Genomic DNA, 23,079 nt, shown 5'->3' on the forward strand with positions numbered 1-23,079 from the left:
CTCTGCCGATCGGGAATAGCGGGGCGGCCGAGCGCATTGGTTGTCGCTGACACCTTTCCGTCACAGAACCAGATAGGGATCACCATGACGAACGTCCTCGCCCTCGTCGGCAGCCTCCGCGCCGCATCCATCAACCGCAAGCTCGCCGAAGCGGCCGCACACCACGCCCCGGAGGGCATCGAGCTGACCACGTTCGACGGCATCGTCGAGCTGCCGTTCTACAACGAGGACATCGACGGCGACACCCCGCCGGCCGCCGCCGTCGAGTTCCGCGCCGCGATCGACGCCGCCGACGCCCTGCTGCTCATCACGCCCGAGTACAACGGGACGATCCCGGCCGTCCTGAAGAACGCGCTCGACTGGGCATCGCGCCCCTTCGGCGCCTCGCCGCTCTCCGGCAAGCCGCTCGCCGTCATCGGCTCGGCCTTCGGCCAGTACGGCGGCGTCTGGGCGCACGACGATGCCCGCAAGGCCGCCGGCATCGCCGGCGCGAAGGTCCTCGAGGACGTCAAGGTCGCGATCCCGCAGTCGGTCGTCCGCTTCGCCGAGACCCATCCGCGCGAGGACGCCGAGGTCACGCAGCTCGTCCAGGGCGCGCTGAGCGCGCTCGCGGAGGCAGCCGACGAGGAGCCGACCGCCGCCTGACGGTCCGCACCACACGACGGACGGGAGGCGCGGTGCGGGGTCGCACCGCGCCTCCCGTCCGTCGTGTGGAAGCGGCCGACCCGTCAGGTCCCTCGATGCTCGAGCAACGTGACGGGCTACCCTGAACGGCATGTCCACGCAGGAGATCACGGAGGCGTCCGGGTACTGGTTCCCCGACGACGACGCGACCCAGCGCGGCGTCACCGTGCTGAACGCCCTGCGCAAGTACCGCACCGCGGAGACGGCCATGCGCCGCCGCACCCGTGATTCGATGGGCATGGGCGAGACCGATCTGCTCGCCGTCCGGTTCCTGCTGCAGGCCCAGCGTTCGGGTCGTGCGGTCAGCCCGAAGGACCTCGCCGCCTACCTCGGGATCTCGTCCGCGTCGACGACGATCCTCATCGACCGACTCGTGAAGTCGAACCACGTCCGCCGCGACCCGCACCCCACCGACCGCCGCGCCCTCGTCATCACGCCCACGGCCGAGACCGACGACGAGGTCCGCGCGACGCTCGGCGTGATGCACCGCCGGATGATGACGATCGCCGAGGACCTCTCCCCCGACGACGGCCGTGTCGTCACGGTGTTCCTCGAGCGGATGCGCTCCGCCGTCGACCAGGTCGACCCCGCCGTCGCGCACTGAGCGGCGCGCGGGGGACGCGCTTCTGAGCGAGTCTCCTGGCGACCCGCGTAGACCGGACTGGTCACCAACGCGGAAGGAGCCGATCATGCACGCATCGGACAAGCTCGCCAAGAACCTCCAGGCGGTCCTCGTGGACCTCATCGACCTGCACGTCCAGGGCAAGCAAGCCCACTGGAACATCCTCGGGACCAACTTCCGGGACCTCCACCTCCAGCTCGACGAGATCGTCGAAGCGGCCCGTGCGTTCGCCGACGACACCGCCGAGCGCATGCGTGCGCTCTACGCCGTGCCGGACGGCCGCTCCAGCACCGTCGCCGAGACGAGCCACCTCGACCAGTTCCCCGATGGCGAGATCACCACGCACGACGCCATCGACCAGATCACGCTGCGGCTGTACCAGGCGACCGGGACGATGCGCGACGTCCACGACGAGGTCGACGAGGAGGACCCGACGACCGCGGACCTGCTCCACGGCTTCATCGAGCGCCTCGAGCAGCTCGCCTGGATGGTCTCGGCCGAGAACCGGGCACCGAGCACGCCCCTCGCCTCGGCCACCACGCCTGCCGTCGCGGACGCCTCGGCGCACGCGTAGGGGCGGCCGGTGGACCTCGGGATCCAGGACAAGACCGCGCTGGTCTTCGGCGGCGACTCCGGCATCGGGTGGAACACGGCCCGCATCCTCCTCGCCGAGGGTGCGACGGTCGTCGTCAGCGACATCGACCAGGCGCAGCTCGACAACAGCGCGGACCAGTTGGAGGCGCCGCAGGGCAAGCTGCACGCCTTCGCGGCCGACGTGACCAGCGCCGCCAGCCTCGCCGCCCTGCACGCGAAGGTGCGCGACGCCGTCGGCGAGATCGACATCCTGGTGCAGTCCTCGGGCGTCACCGGCGCCCAGGGGCTGTTCCACGAGATCGACGAGGAAGGCTGGGCGAAGACGATCGACATCGACCTCATGGGGCCCGTCCGCATCACGCGCGAGTTCATCGCCGACCTGCGACAGGGCGGCTGGGGTCGCATCGTGTACCTCGTCTCCGAGGACGCCTCGCAGCCGTACGACGATGAACTCCCGTACTGCGCCGCCAAGGCCGGGGTGCTCTCGTTCGCGAAGGGCCTGTCGCGGACCTACGCGAAGGAGGGTCTCCTCGTCAACACGGTGTCACCCGCGTTCATCCACACGCCGATGACCGACGCGATGATGAACAAGCGCTCGAAGGAGCTCGGCACCTCGTTCGACGAGGCGATCGAGTCGTTCCTCGACGAGAAGCGCCCGTACATGGAGTTGCAGCGCCGCGGTGAGCCGGAAGAGGTGGCGAACGTCGTCGCGTTCCTGTGCTCCGAGCTCGCGAGCTTCGTGAACGGCTCGAACTACCGGGTCGACTCCGGCTCGGTCGCCACGATCTAGGGGGAACCATGACCGACTTCCGCTACCTCATCGTCGGCGGCGGGATGGTCGCCGACGCCGCCGCCCGCGGGATCCGGGAGATCGACACCGAGGGCCCGATCGGCATCATCAGCGAGGACGTCGACCGGCCCTACGCCCGGCCGGCGCTCTCGAAGAAGCTCTGGACCGACCCGGACTTCAGCTGGGACGAGAAGGTCGACCTGCACACCGAGGAGACCGGGGCGTCCTTCCTCCTGGGCACCGCCGTGACGTCGATCGACCGGACCGCCAAGACCGTGACGACCTCCGACGGCGAGACCCACGGCTACGAGCGGCTGCTCCTCGCCACGGGTGGGAAGCCGCGCAGCCTCCCCGGGCTCGACCCGTCGCCGCGCGTCCTCGACTACCGCAGCGCGACGGACTACCGCCGGCTGCGGGAACTCGCGGACGCCGGGGCGCACGTGGCCGTCGTCGGCGGCAGCTACATCGGCACCGAGATCGCCTCGGGCATCGTCCAGAACGGCGCCCGCGTCACGCTGATCGACCCGGACGAGGTCGTCGGCGGCCGGATGTTCCCCGAGGACCTCGCGCAGGCGTTCCAGCAGCGGTTCGTCGACCACGGCGTCGAGCTCCGACTCGGGCGCCGCGTCTCCGAGGGATCGCAGAGCGAGGCGGGCGTGGTGCTCACGCTGGACGACGGCTCCGTCGTCGAAGCCGACGCGGTCGTTGTCGGGCTCGGCATCGAACCCGCCACGAAGCTCGCCGCCGACGCCGGACTCACCGTGCGCGACGGCGTCGTCGTCTCCTCGACGCTGCTCACGGACGACGACTCGATCTTCGCCGCAGGGGACATCGCCGAGTACCCGGACCGGATCCTCGGCACACGCCGCGTCGAGCACGTCGACAACGCCCAGCAGCAGGGTCGACAGGCCGGCCGGAACCTCGCGGACGCCGACGAGACCTACGACCACACGCCGATGTTCTACTCCGACGTCTTCGACATGGGGTACGAGGCGGTCGGGCAGGTCACCACGAAGCTCCGCCCCGTCGAGGACTGGCAGGAGCCGACCGTCACCGGCGTCGTCTACTACCTCGACGAGGACGACACCGTGCGGGGCGTCCTGCTCTGGAACGTGTGGGACAAGACCGACGAGGCCCGCAAGGTCCTCGCCGAGGCACACGCGCTCACGCCCGACATGCTGCCAGGCCTCATCACGCCGTAGCGTCGCGACCGACTGGAGGCCCGGTGCCGGTTCCGAGAACCGGCACCGGGCCTCCAGTCGGTTCCGTCGACCGCTCCCGCTCAGCCCGCCCTGCGGGTCTCGGGGGCGACCGCGTCGACGACCTCGCGGCGGTCCGCCGGGTCGACCGGCTGGTCGTCGCCGTCCGCCACCGCGACGGCGTGGGCGGACTTGGCCGCCTCGAGCGTCTCGTCGTCGTTCCGTGCCATGCCGAACAGCTCCACGAACCGGGACTTCACGAGCAGCCAGACGTCGCGGGGGCTGAGCCGCGCGAGGTCCGACGCCGTCGAGTCGTCGCGGACCCGCTGCAGCGAGGACACCCCGCGGTCCGGCAGCTGGCGGCCGACGTGCGCCACCGCGAGCAGCGCGACCGCGTCCGCCTGGGCGTGCATGACCGAGTGGGCGCCGTCGACGATCTCGCGGAGAACCGCGTACGGGAACTCACGCGCCAACCGCCGTACCCAGTCGCGGGGCACCATCGCGTCGTACTCACCGCGGACGATGAGCGTGCGGGCCCGCACGTGCGCCGCGCGCTCCTCGAGCGGGAACGCGATCATCCGCGGGAGCACCTTCGAGAACCAGTGCCAGCCGCACAGGGCGTAGGCCGTGATGCCGTGCCAGCGGACCGCGGCCGGCTCGTGCAGCGTCGAGCGGAGGAACCGGAAGGCCGACTGCCGGATCGTCCGCGCGCGCGAATCGACCACGGGACTGATGAGCACGAGATCGGAGATCTCCGGACGACGAGCAGCGACCTCGGTGACGACCTGCGTGCCCATCGAGTGCCCGACGAGCACCGGATCGACCAGTCCGAGGTCGTCGATGACCCGCTCGACCGCGGCGGCGTAGCGCTCGATCGAGACCGCGCCCCGGAACCGCGGCACGCCCGCGAACCCGGGCAGGTCGAGGGCGTGCACCGGCCCGTTCTGGTTGAGGTGCGGGGCGAGCCGCTCGTAGTACGTCGCGGCGATGCCGAGGCCGGCCACGAGCAGGAAGGCCCGCTCGCCGGGCTCGCCGATGGAACTCACCCGCACGTACGTGCCGTCGACCGCGACGCGGTCGATCTCCACCGTGACGTCGGCGTTCTCGGCCTTCGCGAGTTCGCTCGCCGGGTCCGGGGTGGCTGCCGTGTGCTCGTCGTTCACTTCGGTCTCCTCGGGTCTAGCGGTCGCCCAGGATACCCGCCGCTGACCCGCTGACGCCGCTGGCGCCCCGTCAGCCGCTGAAGGCGTTCGCGGGGAACCCGTGGACCCTGGTCGGCACCGCGAAGACGGCACCGGAACGCGGATGCTCGTCGAGCTGCTCCTCGGTCAGGTTCTCGCGCGCCGTACCGATGAACAGCGTCGACATGTCCGGGCCGCCGAACGCCACCGACGTGACGTTCGGCGCCGGGACCTCGACGGTCTCGAGGTGCGCGCCCGTCGCGTCCCACCGCTCGACCCGCCCGCTGCCGTACACCGCCGTCCAGAAGCAGTCCTCGTCGTCCCGGACGAGACCGTCGTGCGCGGCACCGCTCACGAACGGCTCGAGGTCGCCCAGCTCACCGTCCGGCCCGTAGCTCCCGCGGTAGATCGTGGACGTGCTCGTGTCCGTGACGTACATGACGCTGCCGTCGGCGGACCACTCCATGCCGTTCGTGACCCCGAACCCGCCACGGAGCAGCCGGGTCGTCCCGTCCGCTTCGAACGCGTACAGCGCCGCCGCGGGGTCCTGCTCGGAGAGGTCCATGCTGCCGACGAGGAACCTGCCGAACGGATCGCACTTGCCCTCGTTGAACCGCATGTCGGCGGCCGCGTGCTGCACGCGGGCCAGCTCACGCTCCACCGTGCCGCGCTCGTCGGTCAGCACGACGGAGTCCCCGAGAGCCGCGACGAAGCCGCCCCGGGCCCGCGGCTGGAAGCTCGCGAGCGGCGGCGGGAGGGCGACGCTCGACTCCACCGAGCCGTCCGCCCGGGCAGTGGTCAGCAGGCCGAGCGTGATGTCGGTCCAGCGCAGCCGATCGCTCCGCGGGTCCCAGACGATGCTCTCGACGAGCACCGCCTGCTCGTCGCAGAAGACGGTCGCGGGTCCGGTCACGGCGTCGGTGCTCATGCCCCCGGTCTACCGACGACGCCTCCGCCCTCCCCCAGCGAGATACGGAATGTTCGGCGGCCCCGCAGTGTCGGTGGCAGCGTGACCCGGTGATCTGTCCGCTGCATGCCTGGGGCGACGAGAGCATCCGCTCGCACGGCCTCGACGCCCCCGCGTACCTGCTCGGCGCCTCGATCGTCGACACCGACGACGTTCCGGCGACCCGGGACACGCTCGAAGCGCTGCGCCCGACGCACGGCAAACTCCACTGGCACGACCTGAACCCTCGGGAGCGGCAGCGGGTGGTGTCCGTCATCGGGAAGTTGGAAGCGTTCCACCTCGTCGTGGTCGCGTCGCCGATCGATCACCGGCGAGAAGAACGCGCTCGAGCACTGTGCCTCGAGCGACTCGCTTGGGAGCTCGCCAGCCACGACGTGACCGCGTTGACCCTCGAAGCCCGTTCGCGCCGGCTGATGGACCGCGACCTCCGGACGGTCCGAGCGCTCCGAGGCCGATTCGTCGTGCCGTCCTCACTGCGCATCCAGCACGGCGACCCGAAGGCCGAACCGATGCTGTGGCTCCCCGACCAGGTGCTCGGCGCATTCGGACGAGCCCGAGCGGAGCGGCGCGAGATCGACGCCGCGATCAGAGGCTCCCTCGACACGTTCGATGTGGAGCCCTGAGGGACGGGAAAGCGCAAGAGCCGGGACCTGGTATACCCCAGTTGCACCGGCTCTGCTTCTCGATCCCCCAGCAGGAGGCGAGCGGAACCAACATATCACAGGCGGGCGTAGCGGGCGCGGAAGAAGCTGAAGACGCCGAAGGCCAGGAACCCGATGCCGATCGCCACGAGGACGAACACCCCGCCCGGCATGCTCCGGAGTGCGTCGAACGCCCCGTCGAGTCCGGTCGCCTGGTCGGGTTCGCTCCGGAAGGCCGCGACCGCGATGAGTACGCCGACGATCGCCACGGCGAGACCCTTCAGGACGTAGCCGACGACGGCGAGCACCGTCACGACGCGGTCGAGGTCCCGGGGAGGTCGCACGAGGTCCTTCCGGTACGAACGCCGGCATCCGATCACCACGAGCCCGACGCCGATCGCGATGGCGACCCCCGCGGCGAGGAGCAGCACGAACACCCCACCGGGCGTCGCGAGCGCCTTCGCCGCGGCGCTTCGGGTCGAGCCGGTCGAGCTCTTCCCCGCACCGACGGCGTACGACGCAGCCGAGTACGCGATCACGCCGTAGACGATCGCCTTCCCGAGGTTCTTCAGCCGTCCGGCCCATGCGCGTGCACTGTCCGATCGACCGCCCACGATCGCCTCGACCGCGAGACGGATCATCAGCGCCGCGGTGCCGACGGCGACGAGCCACAGCAGCACGACACCACCGGGGATCGATGCGACCTGCTGCAGCGCGCCGGACTGGTCGGTCTCGCTGCCGGACGACCCGTTCCCGAATCCGAGCAGGATCGCGAGGTACCCGATCAGCAGGTGCACGACGCCGCTGCCGACGTACCCGGCGCGCGCGGTCACCTCGAACCACCGGCTGTCGGCGAAGCGTTTCGCTTCGCGACCGGTCTTCCGGGCCGCCTGTTCCGCCTGCTCACTCACCACGCCGAGCGTGCCCGACGTTGCGCGCCGTGTCCGGCAGGAGCCGTGGAACGCAGCCGTCTGTCGGACTGGAGGCGCGGGTCGAGCCCGCCCCGCGCCTCCAGTCGGTCCCCGGTCACGCTGGCGCAGCGCACGACCACCACGACGCCCCGACGAGCACGCGCTGCCCGGCTCGCCGCTCGCCGCGCCTCGCCGCGGCGACCGCCGCCGCCACATCACCTGTGTTGCCGGACGCACTCCACCCGTCGGACCAGGCGATGATCCTCGAGCGCTCCGAGTCGATGAGGACGAACCCGCCACCCATGACCCCGACGAACTGCTCGTCGATGGCCTCGAGCAGGTCGGCCGAGCCGGAGTCGCAGGCATCGCACCCGCAGTCCGGCAGGACCCCGATCTCGATCGGCGGGTCGCCGACGAGCAGGTCGACGACGGTGCCGGGAGCGCCCTCCATCGAGCGCACGCCGATGTGGAGCGGCAGCGCACCCGGAGCAGCGGGGATGAGCCGCACGCCGTCGTCGGCGGTCGGGTGGGCCTCGGCCAGGCCGAGGGCCACGAGCGCGTCGGCCCAGGAGCGCACCCGCGCGCCCACGACGGTGTAGCGGTGCGGGTCGGTGACGCGGGAGTACTCCTCGTCGAGCGGGGCGCGGTCCGGATGAGGATCCGGCCACGAGATGGTGCTCTCGGGTCGACTCCGCCACGAGGACGCGACGGCACGACGGACGTCCAGGAGGGTCGGGACGCCCATGTCAGTCGCCCTTCACGTTGACGACCTGCCGCAGCGTGTGCCGGATGGACACGAGCTCGGACGCGTCGGCCATCACCTGGTCGATGGGCTTGTACGCGGCCGGGATCTCGTCGAGGAACGCGTCAGTGTCGCGGTACTCGATGCCGACCATGGCCGCCCGGAGCTCGTCGTGGGTGAAGGTCCGCCGCGCCGCCGACCGCGAGTACAGCCGGCCGGCACCGTGCGGCGACGACTCGAGCGACGGCTTGTTCCCGAGTCCCTCGACGACGTACGACGCCGTGCCCATCGAGCCCGGGACCAGCCCGAGCTGACCGGCCTTCGCCTGGATCGCACCCTTCCGGGACACCCACACGCTCTTCCCCCAGTGCGTCTCCCGCTGGGTGAAGTTGTGGTGGCAGTTGATCCGCTCCTGCTCGTCGACCGGCTGACCGAGCACCTCCGACAGCTGCCGGACGACCCGGTCCATCATCTCGTCGCGGTTGAGGAGCGCGAAGTGCTGCGCCCACCGCAGCTCGGCGATGTACCGGTCGAACTCCGGGGTGCCCTCGACGAGGTACGCCAGGTCGGGATCCGGCAGCTCGATCCACCAGCGCTTCATCATCCGCTTGGCGACCGCGATGTGCCGCTGCGCGATCTTGTTGCCGATGCCCCGGGACCCGGAGTGCAGGAACAGCCAGATCCGGTCCTCCTCATCGAGCGAGACCTCGATGAAGTGGTTGCCGGACCCGAGGGTGCCGAGCTGGTTCCGCCAACCGCCGTGCGCTCCCGCGGGGTCGAACCCGGCGGTCTCGGCCATCGTCTCGAGCTCGGCGACGCGCGGCTCCGCGGTCGCGACGATCTTCCGGTTCGAGGCGCCGGCGGACAGTGGGATCGCCCGCTCGATCTGCTCGCGCAGCTCATGCAGGTCGTCCGACACGTCCGCTTTCCCGAACTGGGTCCGGACGGCGATCATGCCGCAGCCGATGTCCACCCCGACGGCCGCCGGCATGACCGCGCCGAGGGTCGGGATGACCGACCCGACGGTGGCGCCGAGGCCGAGGTGGGCGTCCGGCATGAGTGCCAGGTGCGGGAACACGAACGGCATGCGGGCGGTCGTGCGGGCCTGCTGCTCGGTGTTCTCCTCGAGCATGGAGGCCCAGCTGAGCAGCCGGTCGTTGATCTTCTTCATGTGGTTCGTCTCGCTTTCGTGACGGTCTTCGATGACGGTCCGAGACGGACTCCCCCCGCTCCGCTCTCGCGCAGCTACGAGCGCAGGGAGAGGAGGACAGCGGAGAGGGACGCCCCGGGCCGGGTGGGCACGGGGCGTCGGGTGACGGCGCGTGCCTACGCGGGATTGCGGAGGGACTGCTTCGCGTACTGCTGTCCGGGCAGCACGATGAACGCGTCGAGCTGGAGCTCGACTCGCTGTTCGTGGTGCTGCACGGCGCGCATGCGCGGTCCTTCCGGTGGTGCCCGGGGCGGGCGTTCCTGCCGATGGGCAGGAGGACCGACAGTAGTGCGACACGCCCGGGCTGCACAAGACACCCCGGGCGTGTCGCGATTGGTCCACGGCTTGGAGGCGCGCCTCCGGCCGTCCGCAGCGGGGTACGTCCGCCTGATGGTCGGGCCCCGGACCGGGGCAGTCTGGGTGCATGACCGAGCGGACCCGAGACACTCCCGACGCGACCGAGGGCGAGGAGCGCACCGACGGCTACGTCCCGCTCCGCTCGTACGGGGCGATCGGTGACGGTCGGACGGTCGCGCTCATCGCGCTGGACGGTCGGATCGACTGGCTCCCGATCCCGTCGATGGACTCACCACCCGTGTTCGCGAGCATCCTGGACGCCGAGCACGGCGGCCACATCGCGCTGCGACCGACCGGCGACGCCGAGGCCTCGCGCCGGTACGAGCCGGGCACGAACGTGCTCGTCACGACCTGGACGTCCGACTCCGGATCGTGCACGGTCACCGACGCGATGATCACCGGGGTCGCCGGACGGCTGCCGTGGGCGGAGATCGGGCGATGCGTGCAGGGCGTCTCGGGCAGCGTCGAGCTGGAGTGGTCGATCGTCCCCGGCACGCTGCTGAACACCGCCGAGCCGAAGCGTCTCGAGACCGTGAACGGCACGGTCATCGGCGTGGACGGCATCACGATCGCGATGGCCGAGCACGGCTTCGGCCCCGTGCACGAGGACGGCCCTCGGTTCTCCGGCCGCTTCACCACGGCCGAGGGGTCGAAGCACATCCTGACGGTCGTCGGCACGGACGACGAACCGGTCTTCCTGCCCGACCCGGAGCAGAGCATGGAGGGGATCGACCGGACGATCCGGAACTGGTCGACCTGGTCCGAGGAGTTCTCCTACGACGGGCCCTGGGCCGGCGCCGTGCAGCGGAGTGCCCTGGCGCTCAAGCTGCTCATCTACTCGCCCACCGGTGCGATCGCCGCGGCGCCGACGACGAGCCTGCCCGAGGACCGCACCGGCGGGAAGAACTGGGACTACCGGTTCGCCTGGGTCCGCGACCTGGCGTACACGGTGCACGCCCTCACCCGCTTCGGCCTGCGCGAGGAGACCCACGCCGCGGTGTCCTGGGTGATCCGGACCATCGCGGACAACGGCGACACCATGCCAATCTTCTACGAGCTCGACGGGACGCTGTCCGACGAGGTGCACGAGCGCGACGTCCCCGGCTGGCGTGGCATCGGCCCGGTGACGGAGGGCAACCGGGCGTCCGGGCAGCTGCAGCTCGGCGTCTGGGGCGACGTGTTCGAGATCATGCGCCAGTACGTCCGCGCCGGCAACGTCCTCGACCGCAAGACCGCGAAGACGCTCGAGGGTCTCGCCGACGGCGCGTGCAAGCAGTGGGAGAAGCCCGACGCGAGCATGTGGGAGCTCGAGGAGACACAGCACTACACGACGAGCAAGATCGGGTGCTGGCAGGCGCTCGACGCTGCTGTCGAACTGCACGACGCGGGGCAGATCGACGGCTCGCGGGACATGTGGGTGAAGAACCGGGAACTCATCGAGGCCTGGGTGTCGGAGCACGGGTGGGACGAGGAGCGCGGCCACTACGTCATGTACCCGGGCTCCGAGGCCCTCGACTGCTCGATCCTGCTCCACGCGATGTCGGCGTTCGACCGCGGTCCCCGCATGAGCGCGACGATCGACGCGATCCAGGAGCAGTTGCAGCACGGACCGCTCGTGTACCGGTACTCGGGGGTCGAGGACGAGGAGTCACCGTTCGTCGCGTGCTCGTTCTGGCTCGTCGCCGCGCTGGCCTGCGTCGGACGCATCGACGACGCCCGGGCCCTGATGGACGACGCGGTCGACCAGGCGAACGACGTCGGCCTGTTCAGCGAGATGATCAGCGAGGACGGTGCGTTCATGGGCAACCTGCCGCAGGGGCTGTCGCACCTCGCGCTCATCCAGGCGGCGCTGACGGTCGAGGAGACGGCCGCCGAGCAGGACGACGACGAGGGCCCGGGTCAGGCGAGCGAGATCGCGACGAGCCCGGCGACCCCGAGCAGGTAGAGCACGACGACGACGAACGAGTCCACGCCCAGCCCGACGATGCGCCGCTGCGGCCGGAAGACGAGTCCGACGGCGTACACGAGCGTGAGCAGGACGGCGAGCGCGGTGAGGTAGACGTCGCTCGCGTTCGCCTGCGGCAGCACGGCCTTGCCGGACAGCACGGTGGCGACGAGGAACAGGACCGGCAGGAACGCGTTCCCGCCGAAGATGTCCGACACCGCCAGGTTGTCGTCGCCCTGCCTCACCGCCTGCAGGCCCGTCGAGATCTCCGGCAGGCTCGTCGCCAGGGCGAGGACGGTGGCTCCGAACAGCACCCCGGACAGGCCGATCTTGCCGGAGGCGGCGTCGCCGGCCTGCTCGAGCACCACGCCCGCGACGAGCGTCGCCAACGCGGAGACCGCGAAGACGATCGCCGCGCGCCGGGTGCTCATCGGCGGTTCGGCGGGCTTCCGGGTGCGGTGTCCCGAGGCGTGCGGTGCCGCGTCCGGCGCCCGTCCGTCCTCGTGCCACGGCAGGTGCTTGCCGGCACGCTGCACGAGCAGGAGCCCGACGAGCCAGATCGCCGCGATGAGCACGACGTCCGGTGTGAGCCGGGCGACGACGAGGTCGGGCGGGAGTTGACTCCCCGCGATGACCACTCCGAGGACGGCGACCACGACGATCGCCTCGAGCACCAGGGTGAGCGACGCCGCACGGTACGTGATCGGCTTCACGCCCCGCCCGCGCTTGCCGAAGGCGTCGAGCACCGCGATGACGACGGTCTGCAGTGCGATGCCGCCGAGGATGTTGCCCGCTGCGACCTCGATCGAGCCGGACAGGCCGGCACTGACGGTGATCGCGATCTCCGGCAGGTTCGTCGCGACGGCGAGCACGATGAGACCGCCGAGCGCACTGCCGAGGTGCAGCCGGGCGTCGAGCACGTCGGTCGTCTTCGAGAGCTGGATGCCGGCTGTCCAGATCACCGCGGCACCGGCTGCGAAGACGAGCACGAGCAGCCAGAGCGGCAGGGAGTCCATGCTCCCGATCGTGGCCGTTCCCCACCGGACGCGTTACCGGGGTGCGCTGCACGGCGCATCATGGTCTGACGATGAACGACGTCGATGCACGCATGGACCGGCTGCGACGGGCCGCCCGCTACCGGTACCAGCAGCTCGTGGACAGCGAGATCGAGCGCGGCTCCCTCGATCCGGACGAGGTCCGTGAGGAACGCCGTCTGCTGCAGGCCCGCGACGTCGGTCAGCACGCCCGGGCTCTCATCGAGGAGGCCGAGCGTCGCGGGACCTTCGAGGGGAACCCGTACCACGGCAAGCGTCTGCCAGGGAACGACGGGCACCACGACCCGGACTGGTGGATCAAGGCGAAGATCGAGCGCGAGGAGATCACCGGCATCGCCCCGCCCGCCCTGGCCCTGCGGAAGGAGGACGCGGAGCTCGACGAGCACCTCGACGCCCTCTCCGCCGAGGCCGACGTGCGCGACGTGCTCGAGGACTTCAACGCCCGGGTGAAGGAGGCCCGCCGGCAGTTGCTCGGTGGGCCGCCGGTGGTCACCCCGCTGCGCGAGGTCGACGACGAGATCACCCGCTGGCGGGACCGTCGGGAGGCGCGGCTCGCGTCCGACGCGCGCGCGGCGGCCGAACGGGCGGCCGCGTTCGGGGACCGGCCACGTCGGTGGTGGCGCCGACGTCGGTGAGGCGATCCGCGCCTCCAGTCCGCTGGTCCGCACGCGCGCGGCGGACGCGCAACGACCGCAGCACCACGCGCTTGGCGTGGTGCTGCGGTCGTCCCTGGCGGTCTGGTCCTACTTGATCTTGGCGGTGATCGTCGCGGTGCCGACGAGGAGGCCGGACTTGACGGCGTCCGTCTTGAAGGTGCTGTCGAGCAGCTTCGCGGCGTCGGCGGAGACGTGCACGGTCGTGCCGGTCAGGATGGCGTCGTCGCCCTCGAGCTGGAGCGGCTTGAGCGTGCCACCGTGCAGCGAGAACAGGTACGCGTCGTTCACGGCGACCTTGCCGTTGACGAGGACGTCACCGTAGAGCTTCGACGAGCCCGGGTTGACGACGAAGTTCTGCAGCGTGACCGTGGTGTCGCCGGCGCTCAGCGTCAGGCCGGAGTCGTCGTGGTTCAGCAGGCCCTGCACGTACGGGCGGTAGTCGCCGTCCGGCGACCAGTACGTGACCGAGCCGGAGGTGATCGGGAACGAGACCGAACCGTCGGCGAGCTTCGCGTTGCCGGAGACGCCCGGGGTCAGCTTGAGGGCGGTCAGCGCGTCGGTGAAGCCGGAGTCCAGCTTGACCGCGGTGTTGCCGCCGAGGACCTCGGGGACGGAGGCGACCGGCCCGGGGATCTTGGAGGAGCTCGAGGAGACGGTGTGGACCGTGCCGTCGGCCTGGGCGGCCGAGACACCGAACGCTGCGCCGCCGAGGACGAGCGCGCCGGTGGCGGCGAGGGAGATCGTGGTCTTGGTGAGCTTGCGCATGGTCTGTCCTTTGCTGTGGCGGGCGCTCCGGCCGGTGGCGGCGCGCTCCTGTGCGTATGCCACTCTGTGTGAATGCTGAGGCCCGGCCGAGTTCGACCGGAGAGTGCCCTGGGCGTTTGCCCTTGTGACACTCATTCGGCACCCCCTCGCAAACGGTTTGGACGACTTTCTGGGATCGCTCCGCATGCCCCTCCGTAGCGTGGGGGCATGGCCACCGCATCCTCGACGAGCACCGACCGGATCCGCGCGATCGACGCCTGGTGGCGCGCCGCGAACTACCTCACGGTCGGGCAGATCTACCTGCTCGACAACCCGCTGCTCGACCGCCCGATCGCCCCGGAGGACGTGAAGCCGCGGCTGCTCGGGCACTGGGGCACCTCCCCCGCGCTCAACCTCGTGTACGCGCACTGCAACGCTCTCATCGCCGACACCGACCGCGATCTGCTCTACGTCTGCGGTCCGGGCCACGGCGGTCCGGCGATGAACGCGAACGCCTGGCTCGACGGCACCTGGGGCGAGCTCTACCCCTCCATCACCCCCGACCCCGCCGGGCTCCAGGCGTTCTTCCGGCAGTTCTCGTTCCCCGGCGGGATCCCCTCGCACGCCGCCCCGGAGACGCCCGGGTCGATCAACGAGGGCGGCGAACTCGGCTACTCCCTCGCGCACGCGTACGGGGCGGCGCTCGACAACCCCGACCTCGTCGTCGCGTGCGTCGTCGGCGACGGCGAGGCCGAGACCGGGCCGCTCGCGGGCTCCTGGCAGGCGCACACCTTCCTCGACCCGGTGTCCGACGGCGCCGTGCTGCCGATCCTCAACCTCAACGGGTGGAAGATCGCGAACCCGACCGTCCTCGCCCGCATCCCGTCCGACGACCTGGACGCGTACTTCCGCGGCCTCGGGTACGAGCCGATCACCGTGGACTCCTCCCGCGTCGACGACGACCCGTACGCCGTGCACGCCCTGTTCGACGCGGCGCTCCGCCGTGCACTCGCGACCATCGACGACATCCAGGCAGCCGCACGGGCCCAGGCGCAGCGCGCCGCGTCCGGGCTGCCCGCGGGTGCCACGGACCTCCGCCCCCGCTGGCCGATGATCGTGCTGCGGACCCCCAAGGGCTGGACCGGGCCGAAGGAGGTCGACGGCCAGCAGGTCGAGGGGACCTTCCGCGCGCACCAGGTCCCGCTTCCCGCTGTCAGGGAGAACGACGAGCACCGCCGGCAGCTCGAGGAGTGGATGCGCTCCTACCGGCCCGAGGAGCTCTTCGACGACGACGGACAGCCGATCGGCATCCTCACCACGATCCGGCCCTCCGGCGACCGCCGGATGAGCGCGACCCCGCACGCGAACGGCGGACGCCTCCGCACCGCACTCGACCGGCCGGGACTCGAGGAGTTCGGCGTCCCCGCCGGCACCCCGGCGAGCGCCACGGGCACCCTCGGACCGTGGATCGCCGCGCTCGTCCAGCGCAACCCGTCCGCGTTCCGCCTGTTCGGCCCCGACGAGACCGTCTCGAACAAGCTCGACGCCGTGTTCGACGTGACCTCCCGCGTCTGGCGCGCCCAGCGCGGTGTCGGAGACGAGCACCTCGGCGCCCACGGCCGGGTCACCGAGGTGCTGTCCGAGCACCTGCTCGAGGGCATGCTCGAGGGCTACGTGCTGAGCGGACGCCACGGCATCCTCAACACCTACGAGGCGTTCGCACACATCATCGACTCGATGGTGGGCCAGTACGCGAAGTGGCTCGAGTCCTCGACGGACATCGACTGGCGTGCCCCCGTCTCGAACCTGTCGATCCTGCTCTCGTCGCACGTCTGGCGGCAGGACCACAACGGCTTCTCGCACCAGGACCCCGGGTTCCTCGACGTCGTCGCGTCGAAGCAGCAGGACCTCGTCCGCATCAAGCTGCCGGCGGACGCCAACGCGCTGCTCGCCGTCGCCGCGCACGCGATGGAGACCACCGACCGCATCGAGGTGATCGTCGCCGGCAAGCACCCCGAGCCGGTGTTCCTGTCACTGGACGACGCGGTCACGCACGTGTCCGCCGGACTCGGCACGTGGGACTGGGCCGGCACCGAGGACACCGTCGGGCACGTCGACGTCGTGCTCGCCTGCGCCGGGGACGTCCCCACCGTGGAGGCCGTCGCCGCCGCGGACATCATCCGGCAGCACGCGCCGTCCGTCGGGGTGCGCGTCGTCAACGTCGTCGACCTCCTCGCGCTCGGGGACCCCCGGAAGCACGAGCACCCGATCCCCGACGAGCGGTACGACGAACTGTTCCTGCCCGGGACGCCGACCGTGTTCGCGTTCCACGGGTACCCCTCGCTGGTGCACCAGCTCACCTACCGTCGGCACGGGCACGACGACCTGCACGTGCACGGCTTCCTCGAGCAGGGCACCACGACGACGCCGTTCGACATGCTCATGCGGAACGAGATGGATCGGTTCGCGCTCGCGCACGATGCGCTGACGCGGGTGGACGCCGGGGCGCACGAGTCCCTGCTCGGCCGGCTCTCGGACGCGCGGGAGGCTGCGCGTACGTACGCGTACACGCGGGGTGAGGACCACCCGTCGGTGGGCGAGTGGCGGTTCTCGGGGTGGCCGCAGGACGAGCCGGCGTCGGGTGGCACCGGTGGCGATCCGGGCACGGGTGAGACCGAGGGGGCGGCGCCCGGCAACTGACGCCGAGCTCGCAGGACCGAGGTGCCACGCTGGAACGGTGAGCGACCTCGTCATCCCGGCCCCGCCCCTCCCGACCGTCCCGACGTCGACCGGCGGCCGCTTCCCCGTCCGACGGGTGTTCTGCGTCGGACGGAACTACGCCGCCCACGCACGGGAGATGGGCCACGACCCGGACCGCGAGCCGCCGTTCTTCTTCACGAAGCCGGCCCACGCCGTCGTGGTGGACGGCGCCGACACCCCGTACCCGTCGATCACGGAGCGCCTCGAGCACGAGGTCGAACTCGTCGTGGCGATCGGGACCGGCGGCGCGGACATCGCCGTCGAGGACGCCCTCGCGCACGTGTGGGGGTACACCGTCGGCATCGACCTGACCCGTCGTGACCTGCAGGCCGAGGCCAAGAGGCTCGGTCGCCCGTGGGACACCGCGAAGGGGTTCGACGCCTCGGCGCCCATCGGTGAACTCGTCCCCGCCGCCGACGTCGACCCGGCCTCGGGTCCGATCGAGCTGCGGGTGAACGGGGCGCTCCGACAGTCCGGTGACCTCGCGGACCAGATCTGGTCGGTGGCGGAGACCGTCGCCGAGCTGTCCCGCTTCGTTGCTCTGGCCCCCGGGGACCTCCTCATGACCGGCACTCCCGAGGGCGTGGGTGCCCTCGAGCGGGGCGACACCCTGGAGGGCACCATCGCAGGGGTCGGTTCGGTGCGGACGCGGATCACCTGAACACCCCCGCGCACAGATGTGCGGGGGCTGGGAGGGCTCACAGCTGTGCGCGGGCTGGGAGGGCTCACAGCGACGGCGAGTAGCAAGGTGTCGGCGTCGCTGTTCGGGCTCGCGACGTCTTCACACACGGGACACGCCGATCGCGACGGGGCCATCGGCCGTGTCCGGACAACGGAGGTGGCGCCGTGCAGGAACACGACCTGCTCGCGACGTCCTGGACATGGGCGGGCGTCGAGCCGATAGTCGAACGCATCCGCGCCGTCGGTGCCGCCGGCTTCGCAGGACTGTCACTCACGCTCGGTGATCTGCACGAGGTGCGCGCCACGATCGGTTTCGCCGAACTCCGCCGCGTGCTCGACGGCTCCGGCATCGTCTGGGTCCAGCTCGGGCCGCTCGAACGCTGGTGGACGTGCGCCGGCCGCACCGCCGACCAGGACGCCGACCGCGGGGTCGTGCTCGAGGCGGCTTCGAGCCTCAGCGCCTGGCAGGTCATCGCCCGGGCCGACACGACCCTGCCCGGGATCTCCCCCGCGGCGATGATCGACGACTGGCTCGAACTGGCCGGTCAGGCGGCGAAGGTCGGTGCTCAGCTCGTGCTCGAACCCGAACCGTGGTCGAACCTGCCGACGGTCGAACGAGCCTCCCGCTTCGTCGCCGCAGCCGGCCATCCGAACGGCGGCCTGCTCGTCGATGCGATGCACGCGCTCCGGGGCGGGTCCACCCTCGCGTCGATCCAACAGGGAGTGGCTCCCGCGACGCTCGCCGCGGTCGAGCTCAGCGACGGACTGCTGCACACGCCGGCGGGCATGACGCTCGCCGAGGAATCGCGCGAAGCACGGCACCTGCCCGGCGCCGGCGCATGGGACCTCCCCGGATTCGTCCGCACCGTCCGGGACCTCGGGTACGACGAACCGTGGGGTGTCGAGGTCCGGACGGCCGCGCACCGCGCCATGCCGATCGGGGACGCGCTCCGGACCGCTGCCGCGGCGACCCGGGCCGTGCTCGATGCCGCGGACGCGTACGGCGCACCCGCCGCCCCGGCGATGCCGACCACGCCTGCGCCGACCTCCGCGGTGGACTTCGAGCCGCCCGCTTCCTGGCAGCGGAGCGACCGCCGGCGTGATGCCGACACAGGCACGCCCGCGTAGCGTCGAACGCATGACCGACCACGCAGCACACGACGACGACCTGCTCCGCCGCTCGCAGGAGACCATCGACGAGGCGAAGGCGGCGGCGGCCGATGTGACCGAGCCCGACGAGGACGAGCTCATCGACGAGGACCTCCCCGTCGCCGACGACTCCGAACCGGCCGACGGTCCTGCGCCCGCGCCGTGATCCTCCCCGCGCGCGCCTGATCCTCTGTCGATCGCGACGACCCCGGATGCCGGTGCGACCACGGGCGTCGACGCGGGAATCTCCGGCTGGGACGTGACGTTCACGGTGTCGGGCACGTCTTCCGCACGTGTCCACCAGAGGCGTCACGCGTCTGGTGGCGTCGTGACCGGTCACCCCCAACGATCGGTCACGGCGCTTCGACGGCGGCCCGTGCGTTCCCTGATCCGGCGCGCGGGCCGCCTTCCCCGGGCCCGCTCATCACTCCGCACCGAAGCACGGGGACGGGTGCCTACTCGTCGACCTCGTCACCGAGGAAGTCCGCGTACGTGACCTCCTCCGACTCGGTCAGCGGGGCTCCCGGAGCCACGGCTGTCCGTGCCGATCGGTCCCCTGCGATCGTGACTCGTTCCTCCGCGGAGAAGGGGGGCAGGTACTTGCTCGCGCTCATGCTCGCGCCCTTTCGTCCCGCCGAACGTAACAGCCCGTGCCAGAATCCAGGACGATCCCTGACCAAACGTCCCCCGGCGGGGGGCGGTGCGGGGGACGGAAGTTCGCCGTGGGCTGACCCCATGCGGATGCATGCTCACGTCTCCCTGACGACGTCGGAGGGGTCCTTGTCCACCCGCCACCCCCGCCACGATGGCTGCCGGAGCCGTCCGTCCGACGTCCACTCAGCGAACTCCACCTCGCCCACACGCTTCGGGGTCACCCAGTGCGCGTCACGGGCGTCCGGCCGTGGGACGTCCACGAACGGGGAGGTCTTCCGCTCGAGCACCCCGAGCACCGATCCGATCTCGTCGAGGTCCCGGTCGCGGAACCCGGTGCCGACCTTCCCGACGTACTCGAGCCCGTCCGGCCCCGGCACGCCGAGCAGCAGGGATCCGACACCGCCCGCACGCCGTCCGCTGCCGGGCTTCCACCCGCCGACCACGACCTCCTGCGTGGCGTGGTGCTTGAGCTTCAACCACGCCTCGGAGCGCCGCCCCTCGGCGTACTTCGACGACCGCTTCTTCGCCACGACCCCCTCGAGCCCCTTGTCGGCCGAGTCGGACATCGCTCGTGCCAGATCCCCCTGGTACGCCGGCGGGACGTCGATCGCGCCACCGGGGTCCACCACGGTCTCGAGCGCCTGCCGTCGCGCGTCGTACCCGAGCCTCGTGAGGTCGTGTCCGTCGGCTTCGAGCACGTCGAAGAGCAGCAGCCGGACCGGTGTCGCCTCGCGCGCGGCGTCGACCTCGCGCTTCCGGGTCAGGCCCATCCGGTTCTGCAGCAGCTGGAACGACGGACGGCCACGGCCGTCGAGCGCGACGATCTCACCGTCGAACACACCGTCGACCCCGGCGCGCTCCCCGAGTTCCTGCAGCTCGGGGTACTGCGTGGTCAGGTCGTTGTCGTTCCGGCTGCGGAGGGTCACCTCGCCGTTGCGGACGGTCGCGAGCGCTCGGATGCCGTCCCACTTCATCTCGAACGCCCAGTCCGCCGGGTCGAGGGTCGGCTCCCCCTTCGCGAGCGACGCCTGCATCGTGCGGCGATCGGACGGCGCCGTCTCGGAGGCCGCCGCCCCGGCGATGCGCCGCTGTCCGTCCCGTTGAACGGAGGACGACCGGGAGGCGCGGCTCGGCCCCGCGCCGTCACCGTCGTCCGCCGAGCGGTCCGGCTGGTCCTTCGTGCGGTGGATGAGCCAGTTCTTCTCGTCGCCCTCGCGCCCTCGGCCCCGGCCGCGCGTGTGCAGCAACGCCAGCCGACGGACGCCGCCGGCCCGTCCGTGCAGCGTGACGATGACCTCTTCGCCCTCTCGCCACTTCTCGAGCTCGTAGGTGCCGTCGTCCCAGATCGTGACCGTTCCGCCGCCGTACTCGTCCTTCGGGATCGTGCCCTCGAACGCGCCGTACTCGAGCGGGTGGTCCTCGGTCTGCACGGCCAGGTGGTTCTTGCCCGGGTCCGTCGGTTCGCCCTTCGGCAGTGCCCAGCTGACGAGGACGCCCTCGTGCTCCAGCCGGAAGTCGTAGTGGTCCCGGGTGGCGTGGTGCTCCTGGATGACGAACGTCGGCGTGCCGTCCTTCCGGACCGTCGGCGATTCCTCGGGGACCGGCTCGGGCGTCTTCGCGGCGTCGCGCTTCGCCCGGTACGTGGCCAGGCGGTCGCGGGCCGGCTGTTCCGCGTCGTTCGCCCGCTGGGTCCGGTCGCTGTCCCAGTGACCGTGGTCCTGCCTGCCGACCGCGAGCGAGGCGGACGCGACCGGGTGCAGGAGGTCGCCCCGCGCCTCCAGGCGTTCGAGCACTTCGTCCAGCGTGAGCTGGGCGAGTCCGCGCTCCTCGAGCTCGTTCCAGGTGCGCGGGGCCGCGACCGTCGGCCGGTCCCGGCCGCGCAGGGAGTACGGAGCGATCGTCGTCTTGTTGCCGTTGTTCTGCGACCAGTCGACGAAGACCTTGCCCGTGCGCTCGGCCCGGCTCATGGAGGACAGCACGAGATCGGGGAGGTCCTGCTCGAGCGCCCTGGCGAGTTCGTGCGCAACGTCGGACACCTGCGCCGTCGTGGCCCGACCGTCGAGCGCCGCGTACAGGTGGATGCCCTTCGACCCGGACGTCACCGGGTACGAGTCCAGCCCCATGCCGTGCAGGAGCTCGCGCGCCGCGAACGCCACCTCGACGCACTCGGGCAACCCGACCCCGTCACCCGGGTCGAGGTCGAGGACGAGCCGGTCGGGGTTCTGCTGCCCGCCGCGGGGCCCGAACCGCCACTGCGGCACGTGGAGCTCGAGCGCGGCCTGCTGCGCCATCCACACGAGCGTCGGCAGGTCGTCGACGATCGGGTACTCGTTGTCGTGCTCGGAGTGGTGGATCGTGTGGTGGCGGACCCAGTCCGGGGCGGAGTCCGGCAGGTTCTTCTCGAAGAAGACCTTCCCGTCGACACCGTTCGCCCAGCGCTTCCGGGTCACGGGACGGTCCTTCACGTGCGGGATCATCCACGGCGCCACCCGCTCGTAGTACTCGATCACGCGACCCTTGGTGGTCCCCGTCTCGGGGTAGAGGACCTTGTCGGTGTTCGTCAGGGCGATGCGTCGGTCGCCCACGAGGACGACCGTCTTCCGGGCGGTCGGGCTCACAGCGCCACCCCGGTCGCTCCCGCCACCGTGAGGGTCGAGCCGGACGTGTACGACGACTCCGGCCCGGCGAGGTACACGTAGGCGCTGCCGAGTTCGACCGGCTGCGCGGGCCGTCCGAACGGGGTGTCCTGTCCGTACGCGGCGATCTCGTCGCCCGGGTAGCTGATCGGCTGGAGCGGCGTCCACACCGGACCCGGGACGACCGTGTTCGCGCGGATGCCCTTCGAGGCCAGCTGCCGGGCGAGACCGTTCGTGTACGCGATGATCGCCGCCTTCGTCGCCGCGTAGTCGATCATCCGGTCCTGCGGCAGGTACGCCGACACCGAACTCGTCGTCACGATCGCGCTGCCCGGGGCCATGTGCGGCACGGCGGCGCGGACGAGCCAGAACAGTGAGTACAGGTTGAGCTTCATCGTCCGGTCGAAGTCCTCGGTCGACTGCTGGGTGACGTCCTCGTGCACCTGCTGGTGCCCCGCCACCAGGACGAGGGCGTCGAGTCCGCCGAGCTCGCTGACGGCGTCGCGGACGAGCTCCTGGCAGAAGGCCTCGTCCGTGAGGTCACCGGGCAGCAACACCGCCTTCCGGCCGAGGTCCCCCACGATGTCGCGGACCGCTTCGAGATCGTCGCGTTCCTCGGGCAGTGCGTTGAGCGCGACGTCGGCGCCTTCCTTCGCCATCGCGATCGCCGCCGCCCGACCGATGCCCGAATCGGCACCGGTCACGAGCACCCGGTATCCCGGCATCCGCCCCGTGCCGAGGTAACTCGTCTCCCCGTGGTCGGGCTCGGGGTCCATCGCACTCGCCAGCCCGGACCCCTGCTGTGTCTGCGCGGGGAACGGCGGTCGCGGGAACTGCGAGCGCGGGTCCTGCTTGTCGAGCTGGCTCATGGGTCCATCGTGCTCGCGGGACGCGTCACGCG

At 71.2% G+C, this 23,079-nt stretch carries 22 protein-coding genes; 12 read left to right on the forward strand and 10 right to left on the reverse strand.

Annotated elements, in window-relative coordinates; all coding sequences use genetic code 11:
* The first annotated feature begins 84 nt into the window (after positions 1–84).
* The 5 genes from HP507_RS13740 to HP507_RS13760 all read left to right on the forward strand — a co-directional run bounded on the left by HP507_RS13740 (position 85) and on the right by HP507_RS13760 (position 3,892).
* Positions 85–645: an NADPH-dependent FMN reductase gene (locus tag HP507_RS13740; RefSeq protein WP_175352355.1), complete on the forward strand. Its 561-nt coding sequence runs from the start codon at positions 85–87 to the stop codon at positions 643–645.
* 130 nt (positions 646–775) lie between these two features.
* Entirely contained in the window at positions 776–1,288 is a 513-nt protein-coding gene (locus HP507_RS13745) for a MarR family winged helix-turn-helix transcriptional regulator (RefSeq protein WP_175352356.1), read from the forward strand.
* Positions 1,289–1,373: 85 nt separating this feature from the next.
* Positions 1,374–1,880: a Dps family protein gene (locus tag HP507_RS13750; protein WP_175352357.1), complete on the forward strand. Its 507-nt coding sequence runs from the start codon at positions 1,374–1,376 to the stop codon at positions 1,878–1,880.
* A 9-nt stretch (positions 1,881–1,889) separates the two neighbouring features.
* Positions 1,890–2,690 (forward strand): SDR family NAD(P)-dependent oxidoreductase, encoded by an 801-nt coding sequence (locus HP507_RS13755; RefSeq protein ID WP_175352358.1) that lies wholly within the window; start codon positions 1,890–1,892, stop codon positions 2,688–2,690.
* A gap of 8 nt (positions 2,691–2,698) precedes the next feature.
* Positions 2,699–3,892 carry an NAD(P)/FAD-dependent oxidoreductase gene (locus tag HP507_RS13760; protein ID WP_175352359.1) on the forward strand — a complete coding sequence of 398 codons (1,194 nt, stop codon included), beginning with the start codon at positions 2,699–2,701 and terminating at the stop codon, positions 3,890–3,892.
* Between the two features lie 80 nt (positions 3,893–3,972).
* Here HP507_RS13760 and HP507_RS13765 read toward each other — a convergent pair whose 3' ends face one another.
* Positions 3,973–5,052 carry an alpha/beta fold hydrolase gene (locus HP507_RS13765; RefSeq protein ID WP_175352360.1) on the reverse strand — a complete coding sequence of 360 codons (1,080 nt, stop codon included), beginning with the start codon at positions 5,050–5,052 and terminating at the stop codon, positions 3,973–3,975.
* A gap of 70 nt (positions 5,053–5,122) precedes the next feature.
* Entirely contained in the window at positions 5,123–5,998 is an 876-nt protein-coding gene (locus HP507_RS13770; protein WP_175352361.1) for an SMP-30/gluconolactonase/LRE family protein, read from the reverse strand.
* A gap of 89 nt (positions 5,999–6,087) precedes the next feature.
* Between HP507_RS13770 and HP507_RS13775 the strand changes: the two genes are divergently transcribed.
* The gene (locus HP507_RS13775) at positions 6,088–6,660 is read left to right on the forward strand and encodes a hypothetical protein (protein ID WP_175352362.1); all 573 of its coding nucleotides are present in this window, start codon (positions 6,088–6,090) and stop codon (positions 6,658–6,660) included.
* A gap of 95 nt (positions 6,661–6,755) precedes the next feature.
* Here the strand turns inward: HP507_RS13775 and HP507_RS13780 are convergent, their stop codons facing one another.
* From HP507_RS13780 to HP507_RS13790, 3 genes are all read right to left on the reverse strand, one after another.
* Positions 6,756–7,589: a DUF1206 domain-containing protein gene (locus HP507_RS13780; protein ID WP_175352363.1), complete on the reverse strand. Its 834-nt coding sequence runs from the start codon at positions 7,587–7,589 to the stop codon at positions 6,756–6,758.
* 115 nt (positions 7,590–7,704) lie between these two features.
* Positions 7,705–8,334, reverse strand: coding sequence for a DUF6226 family protein (locus HP507_RS13785; protein ID WP_175352364.1), 630 nt, complete (start codon positions 8,332–8,334; stop codon positions 7,705–7,707).
* 1 nt (position 8,335) lies between these two features.
* Complete coding sequence (locus HP507_RS13790) at positions 8,336–9,502, reverse strand: RtcB family protein (RefSeq protein ID WP_175352365.1); 1,167 nt, start codon at positions 9,500–9,502, stop codon at positions 8,336–8,338.
* Between the two features lie 463 nt (positions 9,503–9,965).
* Here HP507_RS13790 and HP507_RS13795 point away from each other — a divergent pair, with 463 nt between their 5' ends.
* Positions 9,966–11,843 (forward strand): glycoside hydrolase family 15 protein, encoded by a 1,878-nt coding sequence (locus tag HP507_RS13795; protein WP_175352366.1) that lies wholly within the window; start codon positions 9,966–9,968, stop codon positions 11,841–11,843.
* On the opposite strand, the gene HP507_RS13800 is transcribed toward HP507_RS13795, so the two are convergent.
* On the reverse strand, positions 11,798–12,859 hold the full coding sequence (locus HP507_RS13800) for a sodium:calcium antiporter (protein ID WP_175352367.1): 1,062 nt from the start codon (positions 12,857–12,859) through the stop codon (positions 11,798–11,800). The genes HP507_RS13795 and HP507_RS13800 overlap by 46 nt on opposite strands.
* 71 nt (positions 12,860–12,930) lie before the next feature.
* On the opposite strand from HP507_RS13800, the gene HP507_RS13805 reads away from it, so the two are divergent.
* Positions 12,931–13,533 (forward strand): DnaJ family domain-containing protein, encoded by a 603-nt coding sequence (locus HP507_RS13805; RefSeq protein ID WP_175352368.1) that lies wholly within the window; start codon positions 12,931–12,933, stop codon positions 13,531–13,533.
* Positions 13,534–13,641: 108 nt separating this feature from the next.
* Here the strand turns inward: HP507_RS13805 and HP507_RS13810 are convergent, their stop codons facing one another.
* Complete coding sequence (locus HP507_RS13810) at positions 13,642–14,319, reverse strand: hypothetical protein (RefSeq protein WP_175352369.1); 678 nt, start codon at positions 14,317–14,319, stop codon at positions 13,642–13,644.
* A gap of 207 nt (positions 14,320–14,526) precedes the next feature.
* Between HP507_RS13810 and HP507_RS13815 the strand changes: the two genes are divergently transcribed.
* From HP507_RS13815 to HP507_RS13830, 4 genes are all read left to right on the forward strand, one after another.
* Positions 14,527–16,998 carry a phosphoketolase family protein gene (locus HP507_RS13815; RefSeq protein ID WP_175352370.1) on the forward strand — a complete coding sequence of 824 codons (2,472 nt, stop codon included), beginning with the start codon at positions 14,527–14,529 and terminating at the stop codon, positions 16,996–16,998.
* 37 nt (positions 16,999–17,035) lie between these two features.
* Positions 17,036–17,719, forward strand: coding sequence for a fumarylacetoacetate hydrolase family protein (locus HP507_RS13820; RefSeq protein ID WP_175352371.1), 684 nt, complete (start codon positions 17,036–17,038; stop codon positions 17,717–17,719).
* A gap of 185 nt (positions 17,720–17,904) precedes the next feature.
* A complete protein-coding gene (locus HP507_RS13825) occupies positions 17,905–18,867 on the forward strand; it encodes a sugar phosphate isomerase/epimerase family protein (protein ID WP_175352372.1) in 963 nt (320 codons plus the stop codon).
* 10 nt (positions 18,868–18,877) lie between these two features.
* Entirely contained in the window at positions 18,878–19,054 is a 177-nt protein-coding gene (locus HP507_RS13830; RefSeq protein WP_175352373.1) for a hypothetical protein, read from the forward strand.
* A gap of 289 nt (positions 19,055–19,343) precedes the next feature.
* Here the strand turns inward: HP507_RS13830 and HP507_RS13835 are convergent, their stop codons facing one another.
* The 3 genes from HP507_RS13835 to HP507_RS13845 form a co-directional block, all read right to left on the reverse strand.
* Complete coding sequence (locus tag HP507_RS13835) at positions 19,344–19,502, reverse strand: hypothetical protein (RefSeq protein WP_175352374.1); 159 nt, start codon at positions 19,500–19,502, stop codon at positions 19,344–19,346.
* Positions 19,503–19,637: 135 nt separating this feature from the next.
* On the reverse strand, positions 19,638–22,160 hold the full coding sequence (locus HP507_RS13840; protein WP_175352375.1) for an ATP-dependent DNA ligase: 2,523 nt from the start codon (positions 22,158–22,160) through the stop codon (positions 19,638–19,640).
* The gene (locus tag HP507_RS13845) at positions 22,157–23,047 is read right to left on the reverse strand and encodes an SDR family oxidoreductase (protein ID WP_175352376.1); all 891 of its coding nucleotides are present in this window, start codon (positions 23,045–23,047) and stop codon (positions 22,157–22,159) included. Before HP507_RS13845 ends, HP507_RS13840 begins: the two co-directional genes overlap by 4 nt.
* Positions 23,048–23,079 lie beyond the last annotated feature (32 nt).

Origin of the sequence: Curtobacterium pusillum (genome assembly GCF_013359865.1) — a bacterium.
GTDB classification, from domain to species: domain Bacteria; phylum Actinomycetota; class Actinomycetes; order Actinomycetales; family Microbacteriaceae; genus Curtobacterium; species Curtobacterium pusillum.

What these genes read in the sequence shown, in the direction of transcription:
- HP507_RS13785 (WP_175352364.1), bottom strand. Translation starts at nt 8,334, where the DNA reads ATGGGCGTCCCGACCCTCCTGGACGTCCGTCGTGCCGTCGCGTCCTCG.
- HP507_RS13750 (WP_175352357.1), top strand. Translation starts at nt 1,374, where the DNA reads ATGCACGCATCGGACAAGCTCGCCAAGAACCTCCAGGCGGTCCTCGTG.
- HP507_RS13810 (WP_175352369.1), bottom strand. Translation starts at nt 14,319, where the DNA reads ATGCGCAAGCTCACCAAGACCACGATCTCCCTCGCCGCCACCGGCGCG.
- HP507_RS13790 (WP_175352365.1), bottom strand. Translation starts at nt 9,502, where the DNA reads ATGAAGAAGATCAACGACCGGCTGCTCAGCTGGGCCTCCATGCTCGAG.
- HP507_RS13795 (WP_175352366.1), top strand. Translation starts at nt 9,966, where the DNA reads ATGACCGAGCGGACCCGAGACACTCCCGACGCGACCGAGGGCGAGGAG.
- HP507_RS13760 (WP_175352359.1), top strand. Translation starts at nt 2,699, where the DNA reads ATGACCGACTTCCGCTACCTCATCGTCGGCGGCGGGATGGTCGCCGAC.
- HP507_RS13835 (WP_175352374.1), bottom strand. Translation starts at nt 19,502, where the DNA reads ATGAGCGCGAGCAAGTACCTGCCCCCCTTCTCCGCGGAGGAACGAGTC.
- HP507_RS13745 (WP_175352356.1), top strand. Translation starts at nt 776, where the DNA reads ATGTCCACGCAGGAGATCACGGAGGCGTCCGGGTACTGGTTCCCCGAC.
- HP507_RS13815 (WP_175352370.1), top strand. Translation starts at nt 14,527, where the DNA reads ATGGCCACCGCATCCTCGACGAGCACCGACCGGATCCGCGCGATCGAC.
- HP507_RS13830 (WP_175352373.1), top strand. Translation starts at nt 18,878, where the DNA reads ATGACCGACCACGCAGCACACGACGACGACCTGCTCCGCCGCTCGCAG.
- HP507_RS13805 (WP_175352368.1), top strand. Translation starts at nt 12,931, where the DNA reads ATGAACGACGTCGATGCACGCATGGACCGGCTGCGACGGGCCGCCCGC.
- HP507_RS13845 (WP_175352376.1), bottom strand. Translation starts at nt 23,047, where the DNA reads ATGAGCCAGCTCGACAAGCAGGACCCGCGCTCGCAGTTCCCGCGACCG.
- HP507_RS13770 (WP_175352361.1), bottom strand. Translation starts at nt 5,998, where the DNA reads ATGAGCACCGACGCCGTGACCGGACCCGCGACCGTCTTCTGCGACGAG.
- HP507_RS13740 (WP_175352355.1), top strand. Translation starts at nt 85, where the DNA reads ATGACGAACGTCCTCGCCCTCGTCGGCAGCCTCCGCGCCGCATCCATC.
- HP507_RS13800 (WP_175352367.1), bottom strand. Translation starts at nt 12,859, where the DNA reads ATGGACTCCCTGCCGCTCTGGCTGCTCGTGCTCGTCTTCGCAGCCGGT.